The 20,616-nt window shown below is 41.3% G+C and carries 20 protein-coding genes; 12 read left to right on the plus strand and 8 right to left on the minus strand.

Annotation, left to right across the window (positions count from 1 at the left end; all coding sequences use genetic code 11):
• The first annotated feature begins 60 nt into the window (after positions 1-60).
• The 5 genes from cgtA to G3R48_RS00135 all read left to right on the plus strand — a co-directional run bounded on the left by cgtA (position 61) and on the right by G3R48_RS00135 (position 3,468).
• Positions 61-1,230 (plus strand): Obg family GTPase CgtA, encoded by a 1,170-nt coding sequence (gene cgtA / locus G3R48_RS00115; protein WP_153661426.1) that lies wholly within the window; start codon positions 61-63, stop codon positions 1,228-1,230.
• A gap of 26 nt (positions 1,231-1,256) precedes the next feature.
• Positions 1,257-2,015, plus strand: a complete 759-nt coding sequence (locus G3R48_RS00120; RefSeq protein ID WP_212593156.1) for a threonine/serine exporter family protein — start codon at positions 1,257-1,259, stop codon at positions 2,013-2,015.
• A complete protein-coding gene (locus G3R48_RS00125; protein WP_228497305.1) occupies positions 2,012-2,485 on the plus strand; it encodes a threonine/serine exporter family protein in 474 nt (157 codons plus the stop codon). Before G3R48_RS00120 ends, G3R48_RS00125 begins: the two co-directional genes overlap by 4 nt.
• Before the next feature lie 28 nt (positions 2,486-2,513).
• The gene (gene folA, locus G3R48_RS00130) at positions 2,514-2,993 is read left to right on the plus strand and encodes a type 3 dihydrofolate reductase (protein ID WP_153661422.1); all 480 of its coding nucleotides are present in this window, start codon (positions 2,514-2,516) and stop codon (positions 2,991-2,993) included.
• 85 nt (positions 2,994-3,078) lie between these two features.
• Positions 3,079-3,468, plus strand: a complete 390-nt coding sequence (locus G3R48_RS00135; protein WP_153661420.1) for a DUF3718 domain-containing protein — start codon at positions 3,079-3,081, stop codon at positions 3,466-3,468.
• Between the two features lie 698 nt (positions 3,469-4,166).
• On the opposite strand, the gene G3R48_RS00140 is transcribed toward G3R48_RS00135, so the two are convergent.
• From G3R48_RS00140 to lptD, 7 genes are all read right to left on the minus strand, one after another.
• Positions 4,167-6,188 (minus strand): methyl-accepting chemotaxis protein, encoded by a 2,022-nt coding sequence (locus G3R48_RS00140; RefSeq protein ID WP_153661418.1) that lies wholly within the window; start codon positions 6,186-6,188, stop codon positions 4,167-4,169.
• Between the two features lie 109 nt (positions 6,189-6,297).
• Entirely contained in the window at positions 6,298-7,122 is an 825-nt protein-coding gene (locus G3R48_RS00145) for a symmetrical bis(5'-nucleosyl)-tetraphosphatase (RefSeq protein ID WP_153661416.1), read from the minus strand.
• Between the two features lie 3 nt (positions 7,123-7,125).
• On the minus strand, positions 7,126-7,512 hold the full coding sequence (gene apaG, locus G3R48_RS00150; RefSeq protein ID WP_153661415.1) for a Co2+/Mg2+ efflux protein ApaG: 387 nt from the start codon (positions 7,510-7,512) through the stop codon (positions 7,126-7,128).
• Between the two features lie 34 nt (positions 7,513-7,546).
• On the minus strand, positions 7,547-8,359 hold the full coding sequence (rsmA, locus tag G3R48_RS00155; RefSeq protein WP_153661413.1) for a 16S rRNA (adenine(1518)-N(6)/adenine(1519)-N(6))-dimethyltransferase RsmA: 813 nt from the start codon (positions 8,357-8,359) through the stop codon (positions 7,547-7,549).
• Positions 8,360-8,368: 9 nt separating this feature from the next.
• Positions 8,369-9,352: a 4-hydroxythreonine-4-phosphate dehydrogenase PdxA gene (gene pdxA, locus G3R48_RS00160; RefSeq protein WP_153661411.1), complete on the minus strand. Its 984-nt coding sequence runs from the start codon at positions 9,350-9,352 to the stop codon at positions 8,369-8,371.
• A gap of 18 nt (positions 9,353-9,370) precedes the next feature.
• On the minus strand, positions 9,371-10,666 hold the full coding sequence (gene surA, locus G3R48_RS00165; RefSeq protein WP_153661409.1) for a peptidylprolyl isomerase SurA: 1,296 nt from the start codon (positions 10,664-10,666) through the stop codon (positions 9,371-9,373).
• 185 nt (positions 10,667-10,851) lie between these two features.
• Positions 10,852-13,152, minus strand: a complete 2,301-nt coding sequence (gene lptD / locus G3R48_RS00170) for an LPS assembly protein LptD (RefSeq protein ID WP_153661407.1) — start codon at positions 13,150-13,152, stop codon at positions 10,852-10,854.
• A 144-nt stretch (positions 13,153-13,296) separates the two neighbouring features.
• On the opposite strand from lptD, the gene G3R48_RS00175 reads away from it, so the two are divergent.
• The 5 genes from G3R48_RS00175 to G3R48_RS00195 all read left to right on the plus strand — a co-directional run bounded on the left by G3R48_RS00175 (position 13,297) and on the right by G3R48_RS00195 (position 17,536).
• The gene (locus G3R48_RS00175) at positions 13,297-14,304 is read left to right on the plus strand and encodes an aminoglycoside phosphotransferase family protein (RefSeq protein WP_194823833.1); all 1,008 of its coding nucleotides are present in this window, start codon (positions 13,297-13,299) and stop codon (positions 14,302-14,304) included.
• 5 nt (positions 14,305-14,309) lie between these two features.
• Entirely contained in the window at positions 14,310-15,002 is a 693-nt protein-coding gene (gene murU / locus G3R48_RS00180; RefSeq protein ID WP_212593186.1) for an N-acetylmuramate alpha-1-phosphate uridylyltransferase MurU, read from the plus strand.
• Between the two features lie 115 nt (positions 15,003-15,117).
• The gene (gene djlA, locus G3R48_RS00185) at positions 15,118-15,894 is read left to right on the plus strand and encodes a co-chaperone DjlA (protein ID WP_153661403.1); all 777 of its coding nucleotides are present in this window, start codon (positions 15,118-15,120) and stop codon (positions 15,892-15,894) included.
• Between the two features lie 22 nt (positions 15,895-15,916).
• A complete protein-coding gene (locus tag G3R48_RS00190) occupies positions 15,917-16,528 on the plus strand; it encodes an outer membrane protein (RefSeq protein WP_153661401.1) in 612 nt (203 codons plus the stop codon).
• Positions 16,529-16,588: 60 nt separating this feature from the next.
• The gene (locus G3R48_RS00195; RefSeq protein ID WP_212593187.1) at positions 16,589-17,536 is read left to right on the plus strand and encodes a D-2-hydroxyacid dehydrogenase; all 948 of its coding nucleotides are present in this window, start codon (positions 16,589-16,591) and stop codon (positions 17,534-17,536) included.
• A 94-nt stretch (positions 17,537-17,630) separates the two neighbouring features.
• On the opposite strand, the gene purT is transcribed toward G3R48_RS00195, so the two are convergent.
• Positions 17,631-18,827: a formate-dependent phosphoribosylglycinamide formyltransferase gene (purT, locus tag G3R48_RS00200; protein WP_153661397.1), complete on the minus strand. Its 1,197-nt coding sequence runs from the start codon at positions 18,825-18,827 to the stop codon at positions 17,631-17,633.
• Positions 18,828-19,054: 227 nt separating this feature from the next.
• Between purT and G3R48_RS00205 the strand changes: the two genes are divergently transcribed.
• Positions 19,055-19,432, plus strand: a complete 378-nt coding sequence (locus G3R48_RS00205) for a DUF3302 domain-containing protein (RefSeq protein ID WP_153661395.1) — start codon at positions 19,055-19,057, stop codon at positions 19,430-19,432.
• A 14-nt stretch (positions 19,433-19,446) separates the two neighbouring features.
• Positions 19,447-20,598 (plus strand): HlyD family secretion protein, encoded by a 1,152-nt coding sequence (locus G3R48_RS00210; protein WP_153661393.1) that lies wholly within the window; start codon positions 19,447-19,449, stop codon positions 20,596-20,598.
• Positions 20,599-20,616 lie beyond the last annotated feature (18 nt).

Here is a 20,616-nt window from a genome sequence, read left to right on the forward strand (position 1 = left end):
CCCTGCAAAACCCTAGGATTTGGGGTTATAATGACAGATTAAGTTGCGTCAGGAGTCAGTATGAAGTTTGTTGATGAAGCAAACATCCGCGTAGAAGCGGGTGATGGCGGCAGTGGTTGTGTCAGTTTTCGTCGTGAAAAATATGTACCAGATGGTGGTCCAGATGGTGGTGACGGTGGTGACGGCGGCAGTGTTTATTTGCAGGCCAATGAAAACTTAAATACCTTGATTGATTATCGTTTTACCCGTTTCCATATGGCGGAACGTGGTAAAAATGGTCGTGGCCGTGACTGTACCGGGCATGGCGGTGAAGATCTGATCCTGCAAGTGCCAATTGGTACTCGTGCGATCGATCAAGAAACCGGTGAAAACTTAGGTGACCTAACAACCAATGGTCAAAAGTTATTAGTCGCTAAAGGGGGGTTCCACGGTTTAGGTAATACTCGCTTTAAGAGCAGTACTAACCGTGCACCAAGACAGAAAACATTGGGTACACCAGGTGAAGTACGTGCCATTAAGCTTGAGCTACTATTATTAGCTGATGTTGGTCTGCTAGGTATGCCAAATGCTGGTAAATCTACTTTCATTCGTGCTGTATCGCGTGCCACTCCTAAAGTCGCTGATTACCCATTTACAACACTTGTACCTAATCTAGGTGTTGTTAGTCCTCGCCCTGGCCAAAGTTTTGTTATTGCAGATATTCCAGGCTTGATTGAAGGTGCTGCAGATGGCGCTGGTTTAGGGATCCGTTTCCTGAAGCATTTAGAGCGTTGTCGCGTATTACTGCATATCATTGATATTGAACCGATCGATGGCAGCGATCCGGTTGAGTCCGCTGAGGCGATCGTTGCTGAGTTAGAGAAATATTCACCGAAGCTTGCGAGTAAGCCGCGTTGGTTAGTATTTAATAAAACAGATTTGATGCTTGAAGAAGATCGTATTGAAAAAATTAACGATATTGTGTCAAAACTTAAATGGGATGGTGATGTTTATACCATGTCAGCTTATAATCGCGATGGTACTCAAGAGTTAGCGATAAAAATGCTCGATTTTATCGACAGTCTCCCTCCTGAGTTAGAAAAAGAAGTCGCTGATGAAGATGTTGAGTTCAAGTGGGATAATTATCATCAAGGACAAGAAGTCGTTAACGAAGATTTTGAAGATGACGATGACCTTGATGATGACTTTGACGACGATGACTATGATGTTGAAGTTATTTATCAGCGTTAATTCAAACTGACCTGATTGGAAAAATCGTGTACGCCGAAAGTCAAAATGATATTACGCGTTTAGTCGTGCAATGTGCACAGCTATTATTAGCCTATGGTGCTGAGTCTGAACTGGTTGAAGATATTAGTCAGCGCCTAGGTAAAGCCCTCGGTCTTGCCAGTATAGAAATATCTATTTCTTCCAATTCGCTCGTGTTAACCAGTTTGGTGCACGGGCGATGTATTACTACCACCCGTAGAATTCGTGCTCACGGTATTAATATGATGGTGGTGTGTGAATTACAACGGATTTGTTTGCTCGCCGAAAAAGGCATTTATGGTGTCAATGAAGTCCGTCGCCGATTATCCCGTGTAGAACCCCGTAGTTACCCTGCCAAAGCTGTTATTCCCATGATTGGGTTATCTTGTGCAAGTTTTTGTCACTTACTAGGTGGTGATGTCATGGCTTGCATGTTAACCCTTTTAGCCTCGACAATTGGTATGTCTGTGCGTTTATTTATCGCGAAACATCATTTCAATTTATTGGTTAATTTTTCTATTACCGCATTTTGTATCAATATCGTTGCCCAGCTTGGTTATATTTACCCGATAACTGACACGCCGCAAACTGCGATGGCCGCCAGTGTGTTGTTATTAGTCCCGGGTTTTCCGTTAATTAATGCGATTTCTGATATGGTCAAAGGTCATATGAGTGTCGGCATTGCACGCTGGGGGCAAGCGAGTTTACTGACATTAGCTTCAGTCATTGGTATCACGATTGCTATGCAAATTGGGGGAATATTTTGACCGACTCGATCATTTTCTTAGTCTTGCATGATGCGCTATTTTCTGCGATACCAGCTGTTGGTTTTGCAATGGTGTTTAATGTCCCTAAACGGTTTTTACCTTACTGTGCCTTAGCTGGTGCAATGGGGCACAGCACACGAACTTTTTTAATGCATTTTAATATGCCAATCGAGTGGGCCACATTTGCCGCAGCTGCAGTTGTTGGCTTTGTCACAATTCATTTTGCAAAAAAACATTTAGCGCCGCCGCTTATGTATGCCGTTGCCGCGATTATTCCTATGGTGCCTGGTACATACGCATTCAACACGGTTATTGCCCTTATTCAACTAACTGCAGCAAATGAAATTAATCCTGAAATAAGCGCTCATATGACTTTAAACGCTTTGAAAACGGTGTTTATTTTAGGTGCATTAGCCGTTGGTTTAGCCCTGCCTAGCTTATTATTTTATCGAAACCGTAACATCCTCTAACCCTTCTAATTCATGTAAAGGATTGAACATGCGTATCGCAATGATTGCCGCTATGGCAAATAACCGAGTGATAGGTAAAGACAATAAGATGCCATGGCATCTTCCTGAAGATTTACGCCATTTTAAGGAATTGACTTTAAATAAACCGGTAATCATGGGGCGTAAAACATTTGAATCTATTGGGCGGCCATTGCCAGGGCGTCATAATATTGTGATTACTCGCCAAGGTGAATATCAGCCACAAGGCGTCACAGTGGTTTCATCTATCGATGCTGCTTTGAGCTTAACTCAAGAAGCTCAAGAGGTGGTGATAATTGGGGGAGGACAACTTTACGCCAAAATGTTACCGCAAGCCGAAGTCCTTTATTTGACCCAAATTCACCTTGATGTTGAAGGTGATACGCATTTTCCAGAGTGGGATGATGGTACATGGGTTAATGAAAGTACTGAAAACGCAACAAATGACGATGATTTGCAATATACCTTTAACACCTTTGTAAAAAGATGATAAATTATACGCGTTTGACCTTGATTGAAATATAGCCATTGATGGCTTTATTGTTAAATAAAATAATAAGATAAAGGAGTGTCGGATGCGTTTGGTAGCTGTGACCCTAGCGGTCATATTTGTTGCATCTTTTGTATCAACCCCTGCAGTGGCTAATTCTAATCAATTAGCTGCTAATATTTGTAATTATGTCAAATCAGATGATAAAAATCGTCTTCGTAAAAAACTAAAGGAAAGTCGCGTAAAATTACGCAACATCTATTCTGGTATTTCTTGTGATGGCAGCAGTTTATTGCGTACTGCCTACAATTCAAATGCCAATAACATAGGTGAGTTTATTGCTAAACGATTATCTTCTAAAGAACTGTCTGCAACAGAAGCTGATGGCAACACTATCATTGACTGGGCTAATGCCAATGGTCATGGTGGCAATGCCATTACTGCTGTTATTAATGATAGGCTCGGTGGAAGTTAGGTTATCAGTTTGATTAAAAATGCCGGCTTGTCCGGCATTTTTTTATGAGTAATTCTAACATTGAAACTTTTTACTATGTTAACTCTGTTCTCGTTAGAATGTTATTCACCTACATCGCAGCCTCCGAAGAAACGGCTTCATATCGAGATTTAGTTTGCAATAAATTGATACTTTACAGCTTATTGAACAAGTTTTTATTGTATGGCATTAAATCTGTTGTAATGTTCAATCCCTACTTATCAATCCCTACTTATCAATCCCTACTTATCAATCCCTACTTATCAATCCCTACTTATCAATAGCAACGAGGCTTAGCGTCAATAGCTAGCCTTGTTAGCACTGCATTGTGAACGGTTAAGGAAGATAGACTGATTGCTTTTTCTCGCCACACAGAGAACGCGAGCTAGCATGTAGATGAATGTCAGGAATACTGGCAAGTGTTAATGACTAAAACGGCCTAAGGTTTATATTATCTCTGGGTAAAAAAACAAATGCCAACTCCGGAAAATAAATCAACTTAAATCATAAGTTAATGGTCAGGTAAAAAAGTCGGTGAGTTATTTGTTTAACTACACGGTTTATTTAACCGCTTAATAAAGGCATATTTGAGCTTGGCCTAACCAATCTGATGGCATATCTAAAATAATAAAAAAGGGCCTGAAGGCCCTTTTATGCTGGTTGTATTTTAGTCAATTAAATTAAACTTTAAATTCACCGACAGAGCTTTGAAGCTCTTCAGCTAGTGCAGCTACCTGTTGACTTGCGACTGCTGTTTGATCTGAACCGGTTGAGGTTTCTTCTGAAATTAATGCTATGTGTTCCAGTTTTTCAGAAACTTGTTGGCTGACCAGGTTCTGCTCTTGAGCGGCATTGGCAATGTGAGAGCCTGAATCAAAGGCTTTATGAACCGATTGTGCAATCGTCTCTAACGCTAAATTCGCTTGCTCAGTCTTTTCGACACAACTATTAGCTTGAGTGCTACCAAGCTCCATCACAGCAACGGCTTGCTGAGTGCCTTGTTGTAAGACTTCAATCATTTGTTGTATTTCGCTTGTTGAGTCTTGAGTGCGTGAAGCTAAATTACGTACTTCATCAGCAACGACGGCAAAACCGCGACCTTGCTCACCGGCCCGTGCCGCTTCAATAGCTGCGTTAAGTGCCAGTAGGTTTGTTTGCTCAGCAATACCACGGATGACATCAAGAATCGAACCAATCGCAGCGCTGTCTGAATGCACTTTATTGATAACTTTTCCCGCTTTAGTGACTTCTGCTGCTAGTGCCAGAATTGTTTGTTTGTTGTCTTCAGCAAGATTATGCATGTGCTGGGTTTCTTGATCTGCTTGTTTGATTTGCGCTAAGGCTTCATCAGCACTCATAGACACTTGTTGGGCACTGGAGCTTAACTGTGTTGTGGCTGTTGCAACTTGATCGACCTGACTTTTTTGCTCTTGAATACTGACCGTTGTTTGCGCGGTAATGGCTGAGGTTTCTTCTGCTGCTGCGGCTAATTGATTCGATCTATCTAAAATACCAATGATCAAACCTCTTAAGCTATCAACTAGTTGATTACAGTTTTTTGCTAACTCAGCAAACTCATCTTCACCTGAGTCATCAAGCTTATGAGTTAAATTGCCTGATGCTAATACTGTCAGAGCTTGATTTACTTTCGCTAATGACTGCGTTAACGGCCTAACGACAGCAATACTAACAATGATTGAAATAATGATGGCAAAAATAACGACTAACCATGTTTTGAGCATTGCTGAATCAATGTTTTCGATGGCCTCGTTACTAATATCGGCTGCATAGGCATCAATTTCTTTAACCAAGTTAGCCATAATTTCATTGATGTGCAGTGAATTTTGAGTGTTCTCTGCAAGTTGTTGGCTAGCCAGTTGTGCATGACTGAGCTGTTGTTTCTTGATGGCAATAATGGATTGGTTGCCACTTAATAAGTTAAATACTTTATCGGTTTCATTTTTTAAGTCGTTAAGTAAATTGTCATCAAGTAAGCCTTCACCCTGTTGGTGAATATGGTTTAGCTTGGTTCTGACTTCGCTTACCATGAACTCGAGTTCTTTATCGATTAAATTATATTTCTTGATGTCCGTTGCTGCGACAAGATCGTAAACGGTGGTAATTAAATTGATAAAGGTGTTATCAACCGAGCTTGCTGAAGCGGCAATGCTTCGCTCATCCATATCATCACTGGTTTCAAGGTCGATAAAGTCCAATAAAATTGATGAGGCATCATCAGCGGCATCTTCTAACGCTTGGCGTTTCTTGTTGAGTTGTTCTTGTTTAGTCAATGATTGCGCTTTCTCATTGAGCATATTAGTGGCTTTATCATGGAAGGTGTTATAGCTGTTTTCTAGATCTGTTAGGCGTGAAGCTAATTCAGGTTTAGCAAGTAATAAATGCGCGAGCTTTGACTGTTGGCTTTGAAAAGTGCCGTGTAGGTGTTTTAAATTTGCTTCAGCAGTTGGGATATCTGTTGAGTGGTCGCTATGGTAGCCTAAAAGTGTTTCAAATTTTTGTTTACCTAGGTTTTCATTGAGTAAACTGGTTGTTTCTAAAGCCGGTATACTGACCTGCTGTAAGATTGTTGTACCTTGTTTAATGCTGTTGTTACTGTAGAAGGTGACCACGCCGAGAATAAACAGTAATAACGTGACAATCGCAAATCCGCCAATCACTCTTGTTGCGACATTAATTTTCATACGGTACTCCAATTGTTATTATTTTTGCGTCAGCTTGTTATCGGATTCATTTTATCAGGATAAATCACGTACATGATAGCTTTATATATCGGCTATGTTATTAAAAAGTTTAACGAAAATTTAACTTTTTTTGAGTGATTTTTTGATCAGTTTCTAAGTGCCATAAGGTCATTTCTTCACCCCAGCAACATCCTGTATCAAGTGCTTGAAGAAAAGGACGGCTAACTTGCCCTTTTAATGCAGCCCAATGACCAAAAGCAATGGTGATATCAGGCGCTAAAGCGGATGGAAACTCAAACCAAGGTATAAGTTGTGTCTTGTCGACATCAAAAGGAGAGGATTTACAAGCAAAGTCTAGCTGACCGTGTAGGTCAAGGAAGCGCATGCGCGTAAGGGCATTAATGCAGTATCTTAACCGGGGGACTCCTGTCGCATTAGGTTGCCATGGCTCTGGTGCTTCGGTATACATTTTACTAATAAGAGCATCAAGATAATTGGGTTTAATTAATGCTTCACTTACTAACGCGGATTCAGTTTGCAGCGTATTGAGATCCCAATGTGGTGGGACACCAGCATGGGTCATAACAATATTATGCGAGGGGAGGTAGCGCATTAATGGTTGGTGTCGTAACCAACCTGTTAGTTGATTAATATCGGGTGATGCTAATAACTCTGCTAAGTTATCTTTGGGGTTTGGGCGCTTTAATTTACCGTGCAGTGCCAATAAATGTAAATCATGATTACCTAACACGACTTTGGCGCTGTTATCTAGCTGTTTAAAAAACTGCAGCGTGGCGAGGGAGTTTTCACCGCGCGCCACTAAATCGCCCACAGCCCATAATTCATCTTTAGATGGGTTAAAAGCGACTTTCGCTAACAGCGCTTGCAACTCTGCAAAACAGCCTTGAACATCACCAACAAAATAATGCGCCATTAATTACTGTAATAATCCAGGTTGGGCTAAACGAAATATTGGAATGGCGGCTTTAAAAGGTGAGCCAGAAGCATCTATCATGCCGTAACTTCCCTGCATAAAACCAATCGGTGTGTCCAGTACAGTGCCGCTGGTATATTGATAAGCGGTGTCTGGTTTAATCGTCGGCGTTTCACCAACAACGCCAGCGCCTTTCACTTCCGATTTGTCTCCATTGGCGTTAGTGATTATCCAATGGCGGTCTTGTAAAGTCACCGCATGCTGGCTGAGATTGATGATAGTGATGGTATAGGTAAATACGAATTTACCTGCATTTTCATCTGATTGCTGTGCAATATATTGGGTTTCAGTATTAATTTTTATATGTGAATTCACGTCCAAATATTCCATTTTGGACGTGCTCGGCACGTCCCGAGTTGACAAGTTATTCCTGAGCTTGCTTTTGGCACAATAGGTTTGCTAATGCCACATATTGCTCAACCGTGATTTGTTCAGGGCGTAATGTTGAATCGACATTAAGCTGAGAAAACTCTTCATCGGTGAAGATAGTTTTTAGGTTATTACGTAATGTTTTACGGCGCATATTAAATGCAGTCGTACAAACGTGGCGTAACACATTAACGTCTTCGCACGGAAACGGCTTGGTATCAAATGGCAGTAAACGTACTACTGCTGAATCAACCTTAGGGGCAGGAGTAAACGCACTTGGTGGTACTTCAAGTACAGGAACTACTTGGCAGTAGTATTGCGCCATAACGGTCAGTTTGCCGTAAGCCTTAGTGCCAGGGCTGGCAGATAAGCGCAGTACGACCTCTTTTTGAAGCATGAAGTGCATGGTTTCAATTTCTTCAGCAAACTCAAAAAGGTGGAACATGAGCGGCGTTGAAATGTTATATGGCAAGTTGCCAAACACTTTCATTTTTTTGCCAGCTTGTTTTAGCTGCCTAAAGTCAAACTGTAGTGCATCACCTTGGTGAATAGTCAACTTATCTTTCAAAAAAGGGTGTGATTGTAAGCGCTCAACTAAATCTCGGTCTAATTCAACCACGCAGAGGTTGTCGATAGACTCTGCAACAGGCTCGGTAATTGCGCCAAGGCCGGGGCCAATTTCAACCATGACATGGTCGTTATCAGGTGCAATAGCCCCCACGATACGGCTAATAATGGTGTCGTTAGTTAAGAAGTTTTGCCCAAAACGTTTTCTGGCTGTATGGCCTAAATGTACTTTATTACTCATGAAAAATTGCTACTTACTCTTTGTAGCCAAATCAATGGCCTTATTTAATGCACAGGTAAAACTACCGCTGTCAGCATCGCCTGTACCTGCTAATTCAAGTGCCGTTCCATGGTCAACTGAAGTACGGATATAAGGTAAGCCCAATGTAATATTGACTGACTTACCAAACCCAAGTGATTTTAACACAGGTAATCCTTGATCGTGATACATCGCCAGTACCACATCAGCTTGCTCTAAATATTTAGGTTGGAACAAGGTATCTGCAGGTAATGGTCCCACAAGATCCATGCCTTGCTCTCGCAGCTCATCCATTGCGGGGATCATCACGTCTATTTCTTCACGTCCTAAATGGCCGTCTTCACCCGCATGAGGGTTTAAACCACAAACAAAAATCTTTGGTGCTTCAATACCAAATTTACTGGTCAGTTCTCGATGTAAAATAGTAATGATGTGATTTAAACGTTCGTGGGTAATGGCTTTAGAAACGTAAGCTAATGGAATATGAGTAGTCACTAATGCCACTTGCAATTTTGGTGCGGCAAGCATCATAACGACATCAGAGCAGTTGGCTTGAACAGCAAAAAACTCTGTATGGCCACTAAAAGGAATACCCGCTTGATTAATGATACCTTTGTGTACCGGGCCGGTGACGACAGCGTCAAACTCGTTTGACATGTTTTTTTCACCAGCATAACGCAACGTATCAACAACGTAGTGACTGTTTGCTTCATTTAACTGTCCACAAACAACCGGTTCAACAAGTGAGAATGGCGCAATGGTTAAGGTGCCAGCTTCTTGAGGCTTAGGGGCCAAAGTCGGTTGGTATGGGCGTAATTGAAGTGGTAAGCCTAATTTCTTTGCTCGAGTCACTAACAATTTAGGGTCGGCACAAACAACAAGTTCAGCCGGCCAAGCCTGCTGAGCGAGTTCAATAATTAAATCTGGGCCAATACCCGCCGGTTCACCCGGCGTGATTGCAATACGTTTTGTCATTAAGTTGTTTTTGCCTTACTAACTCACTGGGTCAAAGATTTCGATATAAGCGTCGCTGCGCATTTCATTTAACCAGTTTTGTAGTTCTTCATTAAATTTACGACGGAAAATTAGCTGGTGTGCACGGTTACTGTTAAAAGTATCTGTTGCATCCGTTTTACGCGTGTTCTCTAGTTGAGCAATATGCCAACCGTGGGTTGTTCTAAATGGCTCACTTATTTCGCCTTTTTTCAGGCTTTTTAATGTGTCGGCAAACTCGGGAACATACATGCTTGGTTGTGCCCAGCCTAGTTCACCACCTTTGGTGGCTGAACCTGGGTCGTCTGAGTATTGACGAGCAAGTGTGGCAAAATCAGCTTGGCCTGAACGAATTTGTTTCAGGAAGTTAGTTAGCATCGCTTTGGCACGTTCTTCAGATAAAATTGGTGATGGTTTAAGTAAAATATGGCGCGATTTTACTTCATCAATTTCTTTGGTTTGTAAGCCTCGGGTATCCATTACTTTGATAATGTGAAAGCCTGAACCAGACTTAATAGGGCCAATGATGTCACCTTTTTTTGCATTTTTTATCACTTCCGCGAAAAGGGTTGGCATTTCATTGATGTTCATATAATCCCATACGCCACCTTCAAGCGCTTTAGGGCCAGAAGATGAAGCGATAGCTGTACTTTTAAAGTCTTTACCGTCATTTAAGCGTTTTAAAACGGCATCAGCACGCTTGCTCGCAGCGTCTAGCTGCTGGCTTGTTGGGTTGCTTGGAACATCAATAAGAATGTGTCCTACTTGGAACTCAACTTCTTTTAACCCCTGTTCATTCATCAATTTCACTAAAGAGCTGATTTCTTGCGGTGATACCTGAATGCGGCGCTGAACTTGAATACGTTGAATTTCACCAATAGTGACTTCTTCACGAAGCTGTTCACGGTACTGGTTGAAACTCATGCCGTCTTTTTCAATTTGGTCACGCATTTGCGAGACGGTTAATTTTTGTTCTTTGGCGATATTTTCAATCGTTTGATCAAGTTGTAAGTCGCCAACTTGTAGCCCCATGCGGTCTGCCATTTGCATTTGCAAGTGAGTTAAAATCAAGCGTTCGATAACTTGGGTTCTCAACGCTTTTTCTGATGGTAGTGCTTGTTTGGCTGCCTTGGCATTTGCACTAACAGTACGAATCATGTTGTTGATTTCGCTTTCTAAAATAATACCGTCGTTAATTTGTACTGCGACGCTATCTAATTGTTGCGGTGCAGCCATGGCCGTGTGGCTGGCGATTAACGCCATTAAAGCAAACATCAATTTCTTACTGTGTTTCATCCAAAAAATCCTTGGCACTATTATTTTCATTAATTTGACGTCAATCGTCGAAACGGAATTTGTGTTGTTCACTGGGATAACCCAGCATATTATTCTATGACCTTTGTTTTAACGTGAGGTTCAGCTATAGCAAAGCGATTTAGCATAAAGAAGGCAATTTAGCATAAAAACGCTGACTAAATAGCTTAATTCCTTAAGTAGAGTGGTTTGCGATAATTGAACAAACCTTCATTTAACATATCTTCTACGCCTAATGGACCTGAACCACCTAATCCTTTAATGACAAAGTTAAGATATACGCCTTTTTCAAACTCTTCTCGAGTATCAATACCCGGGTTTAAGTCATCATCATAATTAGTTTTAATGTTGTAATGGTAACTTAAGCGCACAGCCCAACAACACGATTCATATTGTATACCGGCATAGGTTTCAATACTGCGACGCTCATTCAAGTCGTAATACCAGTTACCAACGAAATAAAGGTCATCCGTCATTGGCCAGGTGGTACGCATCCCCGCCTGAGAAATGTTGACTTTGTCGTTAGTGTTGTTATTTACCAAGTCTGGAACATAGCGGTAGCTGAACTGAATTAATTTACCCACACTTGGGCGATAATCTAATGTAGCTTGGCTTTTTTTGTTTTCGCCTTTTTCAGTGTCATGTTGCATTGAGGCGCTAACAAACCAATCGTTGTAAATTTGGCTATCTAATTCAGCGGCAAGTACCGATGTTGATTGTTCTTGTGGTGAAATAGATTGCTCCCTTAACACATTGGAATCATCAAAATAAAAGATTTGTCCAACGCTGAACTTCATTTTTTCTTGATTACTTTGGTCAAACAACCTAGTGGTGAAACCTAACGTCATTTGGTTAGCATCTGCAATACGGTCTAAACCTGAGAAACGACGGTCACGGAATAAACCAAAGTAATCTTCTTGTAATTGGGCGCTGTCATAAATACCAATGTCAGATTGGTTTTGATAACCCACATATAAGTACTGAAATTGTGGTTCAAACGTTTGACGATATGGGCTAGATAGCAAGGTGCTATCGCGTTCAAAGTTAATTTTACCATTTAAGCTAAGCTGTGGAATGGTACGACTTACCGTTGAACTTAGATCCGCGTCAGTTGCTGTTGGTTGTTGCCAATAGTTCGTTTGCATTAGTTTCATTTCACTGGTGAAAGAGCCAAATGGACTATGGACTGGCAAGACTAAACTGGGTGCCATGTGGACGCGCGTGGCGGTAGAGAAGTCATTATCTTGATGGCTAAAATTGGTTACTTCTGAATTGAATTTAAAATCCAGATGATTCCAAATATTAGTATTTCGATAATTGAAGCTAAGTTGCGGCATGACTTGATACGGTTTGTCTTCTTCACCTAATACTTTAATATCCTGAACTCGAAGGCTCAGATCCCAGTCTTTTTCAAAGTAACTGGCTTCACCAATACGTGATAATTGGTTGTCAGTAGCACGGTTCACATCTGAGCTTAAATCATTAAAGTAGTTGTTATCAGAGACATCGGTAAAATTGGCTAATACTCGCCAGTTATCGTCAATTTTACCTTTATGACTCCAATGGAACACATAACGATCTGGCGAGTTATTGAGTTTCTGATCTTTACTTAAATATTCCACATTCACTTGACCTGCTTGGTCAGGCGAGTTCATGTACCTAAATTCAGTTTTAAGAAATAACCCGCGTGATGACATAAAGTCTGGTGTAAATGTTAAATCGTATTCGGGGGCGATGTTCCAATAATATGGTGTGCTAATTTCAACACCGTTAGTGGTACTGGTACTAAATGACGGAAATAAAAAACCTGATTTACGTTTGTCTGAAATTGGCACGGTCATATAAGGAATGTACATTACCGGAATATCAGCAATACGCAATTTAGCATCCCAAATTTCTCCCCATTCCTCATCACTGTCAATGCGGATTTTTTTTGCTTCAAGTAACCAAGACTGAGATTCAGGCGGGCAAGTCGTAAAATTGGAATCAAGTAAAATTAAATCATTTTTATTGGTAATTTCGAGTTCTTGAGCATCACCGTTAACTTGCTGGCCATGGAGCCAATATTTAGCCCCTTTGAGCTTGGCGCTATTGTTTTCCATTTGAGCCACAAGGCTATCAGCGGTGACGGTAAATAAACTGTCTTGAAAGACCAAGTTGCCATTTGCATTGAGCTGCTGTTTTTGTTGATCAATTAAAGCTTCATCTGCTGCAATATGACGACTGCCTTGGCTAAAACTAACATCGCCAGCAAAGTAGGCTTTTTGATCCATTTCTGCATGTGATGTGTCGGAAATGATGACAATATCTTGTTCTTTAACTCCTGAAACCGTCTCTCTTTCATTAACTGAAGTCGAAATCGGTGGATTAATGACACAATGAGGCAAAGCTTCATCAGCATGTACTGCTTGCGAGGCCAAGAAAGTATTGGATAATAGGCATACTGCCAGGAAATAACGAATCTGCATTGTTATCAATTAGTTATGATTTCTTATTTAGGGAATTTAATGATGAGATAAGGATACCCAGCTATATTAAACTATCCATAATTTAGCTGATTCCACATGTTATGCTGGTTATAATAAAACAATTTTACATTAAGAGCTAATGAGATGAGTCATTTGGATCCAAGATTAGAGTCGCTAAAGGTCTGGTTAAGCGGTTTTTTTACTTCTTCATTTACTGTTGAGTTAATTAGCGGTGATGCCAGTTTTAGGCGCTATTTTCGTGTTGTAAATGACGAACAACATTTCATTGTTTCTGACTCTCCTGTTGAGTTAGTTCCCGTTGAACCGTTTATTCAAATGGCAAAAAGTTATGCCCGAGCTGGTATATTAGTCCCTGAAATTATTGAATATGATATTAATCAGGGCTTTGTATTGCAGTCTGATTTTGGTGACGTGCAATTACTCTCTCAACTTAATGAGCAGAACGTTGTTCAATATTATCAACAAGCATTAAAATTATTAACTCCGATAAGCTCTGTGCGCACAATGGCAGGGGCAGCACTGGATGGGTTTAATGCTGAATTCGTTGAGCGCGAATTAACCATCTTTAACCAATGGTTACTTGATGAGTATTTACAATATTCTCTCACTGCAAAAGAGCAGCAGATGCTCACTCAAGCATTTGAAGTACTTTCTCAAAATGCGTTAGAACAGCCTCAAGTCGGAATGCATCGCGATTTTCATAGCCGTAATTTACTGCTCTATAAGCAACAACTGGCGGTCATTGATTTCCAAGACGCGGTGATTGGTCCTGTGACTTACGATGCAGTATCGCTGCTAAGAGACTGCTATGTTCGGTGGCCACAATCTGTTGTATTACCGTTAATGCAGTTTCATTTTCAACAAGCTAAAGCTGATGGCAGCTTGCCTGAACATGTTAGCTTTGAAAGCTATGAACGCTGGTTCGACTTGATGGGAATACAGCGCCATGTCAAAGCGGCGGGTATATTTACGCGTTTACATTTGCGTGACGGTAAACCTGGCTATTTAAAAGATATTCCTTTGACCTTAGATTATATTGCTGAGGTGGCGCAGGGTTATCCGCAACTGGCGCAATTTGGTTTATGGATTAAACACAACATAAAACCGCAATTAACCAAGGTCGGTTGTTAATTATGATAAAAGTGATGATTTTAGCCGCCGGAAGGGGTGAGCGATTGCGGCCATTAACCGATAGTTTACCTAAGCCGCTGGTGAAAGTAGCGGGGAAACCGTTAATCGAATACCATTTAGAAAAGTTGGCTCACGCTGGCGTTAAACAAGTGGTTATTAACTGTGCTTGGCAAGGTGGTGAATTACCTAAACAACTCGGTGATGGCAGTCGTTGGGGGTTAACCATTCGTTACCGTCATGAATCTCAAGCTCTTGAAACTGCCGGTGGCATTAAAAACGCAATGGACTTGCTTGGCGATGCGCCATTTTTAGTGATTAATGGTGATGTCTATATTGATCAATTACCTGATATCAATTCAGCTTTAACGCAACTGACTCGACACGACAGTGATATGTTTTTATGGTTAGTGGATAACCCAGATTTTCATCCGCAAGGTGACTTTGCTATTAATGACATGGGTAATGTGGGCATTTTGCCTGAATCGCAACGTCTTACATATAGTGGAATGGCGCTTTATCAACCACGTGTATTTAATGAGATAAGTGCTGGTAAACGAGCCTTATTACCGGTATTTCGTGCATCAATGGATAAACAAAAAGTGCAAGGCGGATATTTTCAGCACTTTTGGTGTGATGTCGGTACCGTGGCGCGCTTAAATGCACTTGAGCAGAGGGTAGCTGACATAAGCAATGATTGAGTGTCAATTTAATGAATCTGCATTTTAGTTTTTAGTTTTTAGTTTTTAGTTTTTAGTTTTTAGTTTTTAGTTTTTAGTTTTTAGTTTTTAGTCTTATTACAGTTGGAAATTATTGATGTTTATTTGGGGTAAAGTTTTTGGCGCCATCATTGGCTTTATGTTTGGCCGTGTTGTTGGCGCGATATTCGGTTGTTGGCTGGGGCATCAATTTGATCGTCGTCGAATGATAAGCCAATACAATAATAATATTCGAAATGTTCAAAGCGTTTTCTTTCGCTCAACTTTTGCCTTACTTGGCAATATGGCCAAAGCGACAGGACGGGTTACCGAGGCTGACATACAAATTGCCAGCTTATTAATGGACCGCCTAAATCTAATTGGCCAGTCTCGAATCGATGCCCAACAAGCTTTTCGAGATGGTAAACAAGCCAGTTTTGATATTAACCAACAGCTAAAAGAGTTTGCCACCGCTTCACGCGGACAACATGCGCTAAGAAGAATGTTTCTTGAAATACAAGTGCAAATGGCGCTGCACGACGGTGATTTACATAAAAATGAAATGGCCATTCTTACTTCAATTGCCAGTGAATTAGGGTTAATGGCGCAACTTAAGCAGATTATTGCCAATATTCAGTCTGAATTTAGCCACCATAAAGCATCTTCACAACCCCATAGCATGACCGTTCCTGAGGCTTATGCACTTTTAGGTGTTGAAGAGTCGAGCAGCGATCAACAAATTAAGCGTGCTTATCGAAAACTGATGAACGAGAATCATCCTGACAAGTTAGTCGCTAAAGGTTTACCAGAAGAAATGATGGCGCTTGCAAAAGGAAAAGCACAAGATATTCAGTCTGCATATCAATTGATTAAGAGTGAACGTGGGATGCGATAATAACAATTCATAAGGATGTAATATGATAAAAAAGGCCGCACCAAGTTTAATAGTGTTATTGCTGGCGCCAAACATAGCCAGTGCTGAGATGTTTGTTGCCCCTTTTGGTGGTTACAGCTTTGCCAGCAGTAAGCTTGATGTCGTTGATCAAAACGATACCTCATCAACGTTATCGATAAAAGAATCTGATCATCTTGGCGTGATGTTAGGGGTAACGACTAAAGACCCCGGTAATATCTACGTTATGTACAGCCAACAAAGTACCCAAATAGGAACGCATTGGGGGTCTTCAAATCCCATCTCTGATGTCGATATCCATTATTACCATGTAGGTGGCACGCTATTTTTTAGTTATGACAACCTCAAACCTTATGTCACTGCGAGTGTTGGAGTGACGCAACTTAGACCCAATGCGGGTTTTTCAAATGAAAGCCGTTTTTCTATGGCAGTAGGCGGTGGCATAAAATATCACCTGAGTAAAAAAGTCGCTTTATTTGCTGAGGTAAAAGCTTACGCCACGCTGTTTAATTCAAGCTCGACATTATTTTGTGATGCGACTAATTGTGCATGGAACATAAAAGGCGATGTGATGTGGCAAAGTCAGGCTAATGCAGGTTTGTCATTTTCCTTCTAGAGTTAATAAGTATGCTGTTTGTAAACCGTTTAAACTTGGAGTAATAGTTTGATTACACCAATAAAAATTGTGGTATTAGATAGCTTTACCTTAAATCCTGGTGATTTAAGCTGGCAAGCATTAAGCCAACTTGGTAACTGTCAAATATACCCACATACCTTGCCATCAGAGGTGGCCTCTCGTGCTCATGATGCTGATATAGTGCTGACCAACAAAACGGTGTTGTCAGCACAGACGTTAGCGTCACTACCCAAGGTCAAATACATTGGTGTCCTCGCAACGGGTACGAATGTAGTTGACTTAGATTGCGCTAAACAACGTGGCATTGTGGTCACGAATGTGCCTGGTTATGGTCCTGACGCTGTGGCACAAATGGTCTTTGCACATATTTTGGCGCACTGCCAACAAGTTAATCTGCATGATCAAGCGGTTAAACAAGGCCAATGGACTCAAGGGAGGGACTTTTGTTTTACCTTATCTCCTTTGATGTCGTTAAAAGGCAAAACTCTTGGTGTTATTGGCTTTGGTGATATTGGTCAGCAGGTTGCTCATCTGGCATTGGCCTTTGGGATGAACGTAATTATTCATACCCCAAAACCCAAACAAGGGTTAGGGGAAAATATGAGGTGGTGTGAGTTAGATACGCTATTACGTGAGGCCGATATTGTGTCTTTGCATTGCCCGTTAACCCCTCAAACAAAGCTGTTTATCAACGCTAAAACGTTAAGTTTATTAAAAGCTGGGGCGCTACTAATTAATACCGCGCGTGGTGATTTAGTCAATGAAACGGAGCTCGCTTTATGGCTTAATCAACAACGTGGTTTTGCCGGTATTGATGTATTGTCTAGCGAGCCTCCGCAAGCTGATAATCCATTACTTACAGCCAAAAATATTACTATAACGCCCCATATTGCTTGGGCAACGCGTGAAGCAAGGCTAAACCTGCTTAATATAGCAGTTGAAAATGTACAAGCTTACCTTAAAGGTGTTCCTATTCATTGTGTTTAACTTTTAAGCATAAACAAATGCCAGCATATATGCTGGCATTTTTATTGGCATGGAATTGGTATTTGTGGCGGTTAATCAGCTACAAAAATCAAATTTATAAGATCACTTTCACTTTAGCTGCGCAATGAGTGGCTTTTTCAATTGCAGCTTCAATTGAATTATCTCTGGCTAGCGCTACACCTAAACGACGACGACCATCAATATCTGGTTTACCAAAGATGCGCAGTTGTGTCAGCGGCGCATTAAGCGCCTCTGCTATGCCTTCATAGCGAATATTGTTTGAGGTGCCTTGTGCCAAAATAACTGCACTCGCACTATCACCAAACTGAGTGATTGAAGTAATTGGCAACCCTAAAATTGCACGCACATGTAATGCAAATTCAGACACGTCTTGACTGATCAAGGTGACAAGCCCTGTGTCGTGTGGGCGTGGAGACACTTCAGAGAAATAAACTTCTTCCCCTTTAATAAACAGCTCAACACCGAACAAACCATAGCCACCTAGTGCTTCAACTACTTTCTTACTCATCTGCTGCGCTTTTTCGAGCACGTTGGCAGGCATCGCCTGTGGCTGCCATGACTCACGGTAATCACCGTCTTCTTGGCGGTGGCCAATAGGGGCACAGTAATGAATGCCATTAACAGCGCTTATTGTCAGTAAAGTGATTTCATAATCAAACTTTACAAAGCCTTCAACAATGACGCGACCTTTACCCGCTCGGCCACCTTCTTGAGCGTAATCCCACGCGTTGTCGATATTGTCAGCAGTTTTGATCACACTTTGACCTTTACCTGACGAGCTCATGACCGGTTTGACAACACAAGGCATGCCAATTTCTGCAACGGCTTTATCAAACTCAGGCTTAGTGTCACAGAAGAAGTAAGGTGAGGTTGGCACGTTAAGTGTTTCAGCCGCTAAGCGGCGGATCCCTTCACGATCCATGGTTAATTGGGTTGCGCGAGCCGTGGGAACAACATGTAAACCTTGGGCTTCAAGTTCAACCAAGGTCTGAGTTGCAATGGCTTCTATTTCGGGGATGATTAAATCCGGTTTTTCTACTGCAATGACCGCTTTTAGTGCGTCACCATCAAGCATGTTTAAGGTGTGGCTACGATGAGCAACTTGCATTGCTGGCGCGTTGGGGTAACGGTCTACACCAATCACTTCAATACCAAAACGTTGTAGTTCAATGGCCACTTCTTTGCCAAGTTCACCACAGCCAAGTAATAGGGCTTTTTTAGTATTCAATGTAAGTGGAGTCCCAAATGTTGCAATGGTTTTAACCGACATAACGTACCTTAAATCTGTTGAAGGGGATTTTTGTGACAAGTGTACCTTAATCAATAAATCATTAACGCTTGGGCATAATAAATGTGCTCAAGATCACTGATGTTTCAGGGAAAACTTAATTTTAAATTTTACACAATCAATTGATTATTTAGTATCGGGTTCGGTCAAATAATGTAATATAGACAAAGTGTTAATGAAGTGTTCATGCAATGTTTTGGGAGACGTTTATGTTTTTAGATTATTTTGCTTTAACGCTACTTTTCTTCGTGGCGTTAGTTATTTTCTACGGTGTAATTGCTATTCATGACATTCCTTATGAAATTGCTAAGCACCGCAATCACCCTCAACAAGATGCGCTGCATATTGCTGGCTGGGTAAGCTTATTTACATTACATGCTATTTGGCCCTTTTTATGGATTTGGGCAACGTTATATCGAGAAGATCGAGGCTGGGGATTTAGCGATGGAAAGAAACGTGAATTGGAACTTGCAGGCGAAGTGAAAATTTTAGCTGCACAAGTTACCGCGCTTACGGACAAAGTCTCAGCGCTTGAGTCTTCAAAAGTGACGTTGCCAGATGCCCAAATAACACGTCAAACAACATAAGGCGGTGAATAAATATGGACTTATTACTTATCCTTACCTACACCGCATTTTGCGTGGCCATCTTTAAAATATTCAACATACCTTTGACGAAATGGACGGTACCGACGGCGATTCTTGGCGGCATTGCATTAATTGGTACGTTATTGTTATTGATGAATTATAACCATCCTTATACCAAATATTCACGTGAGTATTTCGTTTCAGTGCCAATTACTCCGGCGGTAAAAGGGATTGTGACACAAGTCAATGTGAGGCCAAATGTGCCCGTTAAAAAAGGTGAAGTGTTGTTTCGTATCGACCCTATTCCTTTTGAAGCGGTAGTACAACAGCGCTTAGCGGCGTTAAAAGAAGCTGAACAACAAGTCCCGCAATTGTCTGCCGCATTAGATATTGCCACTGCTGCAGTTAATCAAGCTACAGCCGACAAAGACCGAACAGAATCTGCATATCGTCGTTTTGAACAAGGGCGTAAAAAGGGCGGGAAAAATTCACCATTTACCGAGTTAGAACTCGACAATAAACGCCAATTGTTTTTTGCTTCACAAGCCCGTTTAGAAGCCGCTAAAGCGGATGAAATTCGTGCAAGATTGGCTTTTGAGTCAAATATCGATGGCGTTAACACTAAGGTAGCGGGGTTACAGGCGCAACTTCAAGAAGCGCAATATAATTTAGCTCGTACGGTAGTGCGCGCACCCGCTGATGGTGTCGTTACCCAAATGGCGTTACGTGAAGGTGCAATGGCGGTGCCTTTGCCTCTGCGTCCTGCAATGAGCTTCATTCCTGATGAGGAACGTTATTTTGCTGGAGCATTTTGGCAAAACTCGTTATTAAGGCTCAAGCAAGGTGATGAAGCTGAAGTGATACTCGATGCTGCACCTGGTCGAGTATTCAAAGGTAAAGTTGCTGCTATTTTACCTGCTATGGCTGAAGGTGAAATTCAATTTGGTGGTAATTTACAATCATCAAATAGGCTCTTTCAGCGAGGTAGAGCGTTAGTGTTAATAGACCTTGAAGATAATGATGAAGAAATCATTAAACGTCTGCCTGCGGGGGTTGCTGGCCAAGCTGCTGTTTATACCGAGCACTTTAGCCATGTTTCTATTATTCGTAAGGTGCTGTTAAGAATGCAAAGTTGGTTAAATTACTTATTTGCTGAAGGTCATTAATTTTCACGAAACCGAAAG

The organism is Shewanella intestini, assembly GCF_018221465.1.
Lineage (GTDB): Bacteria > Pseudomonadota > Gammaproteobacteria > Enterobacterales > Shewanellaceae > Shewanella > Shewanella intestini.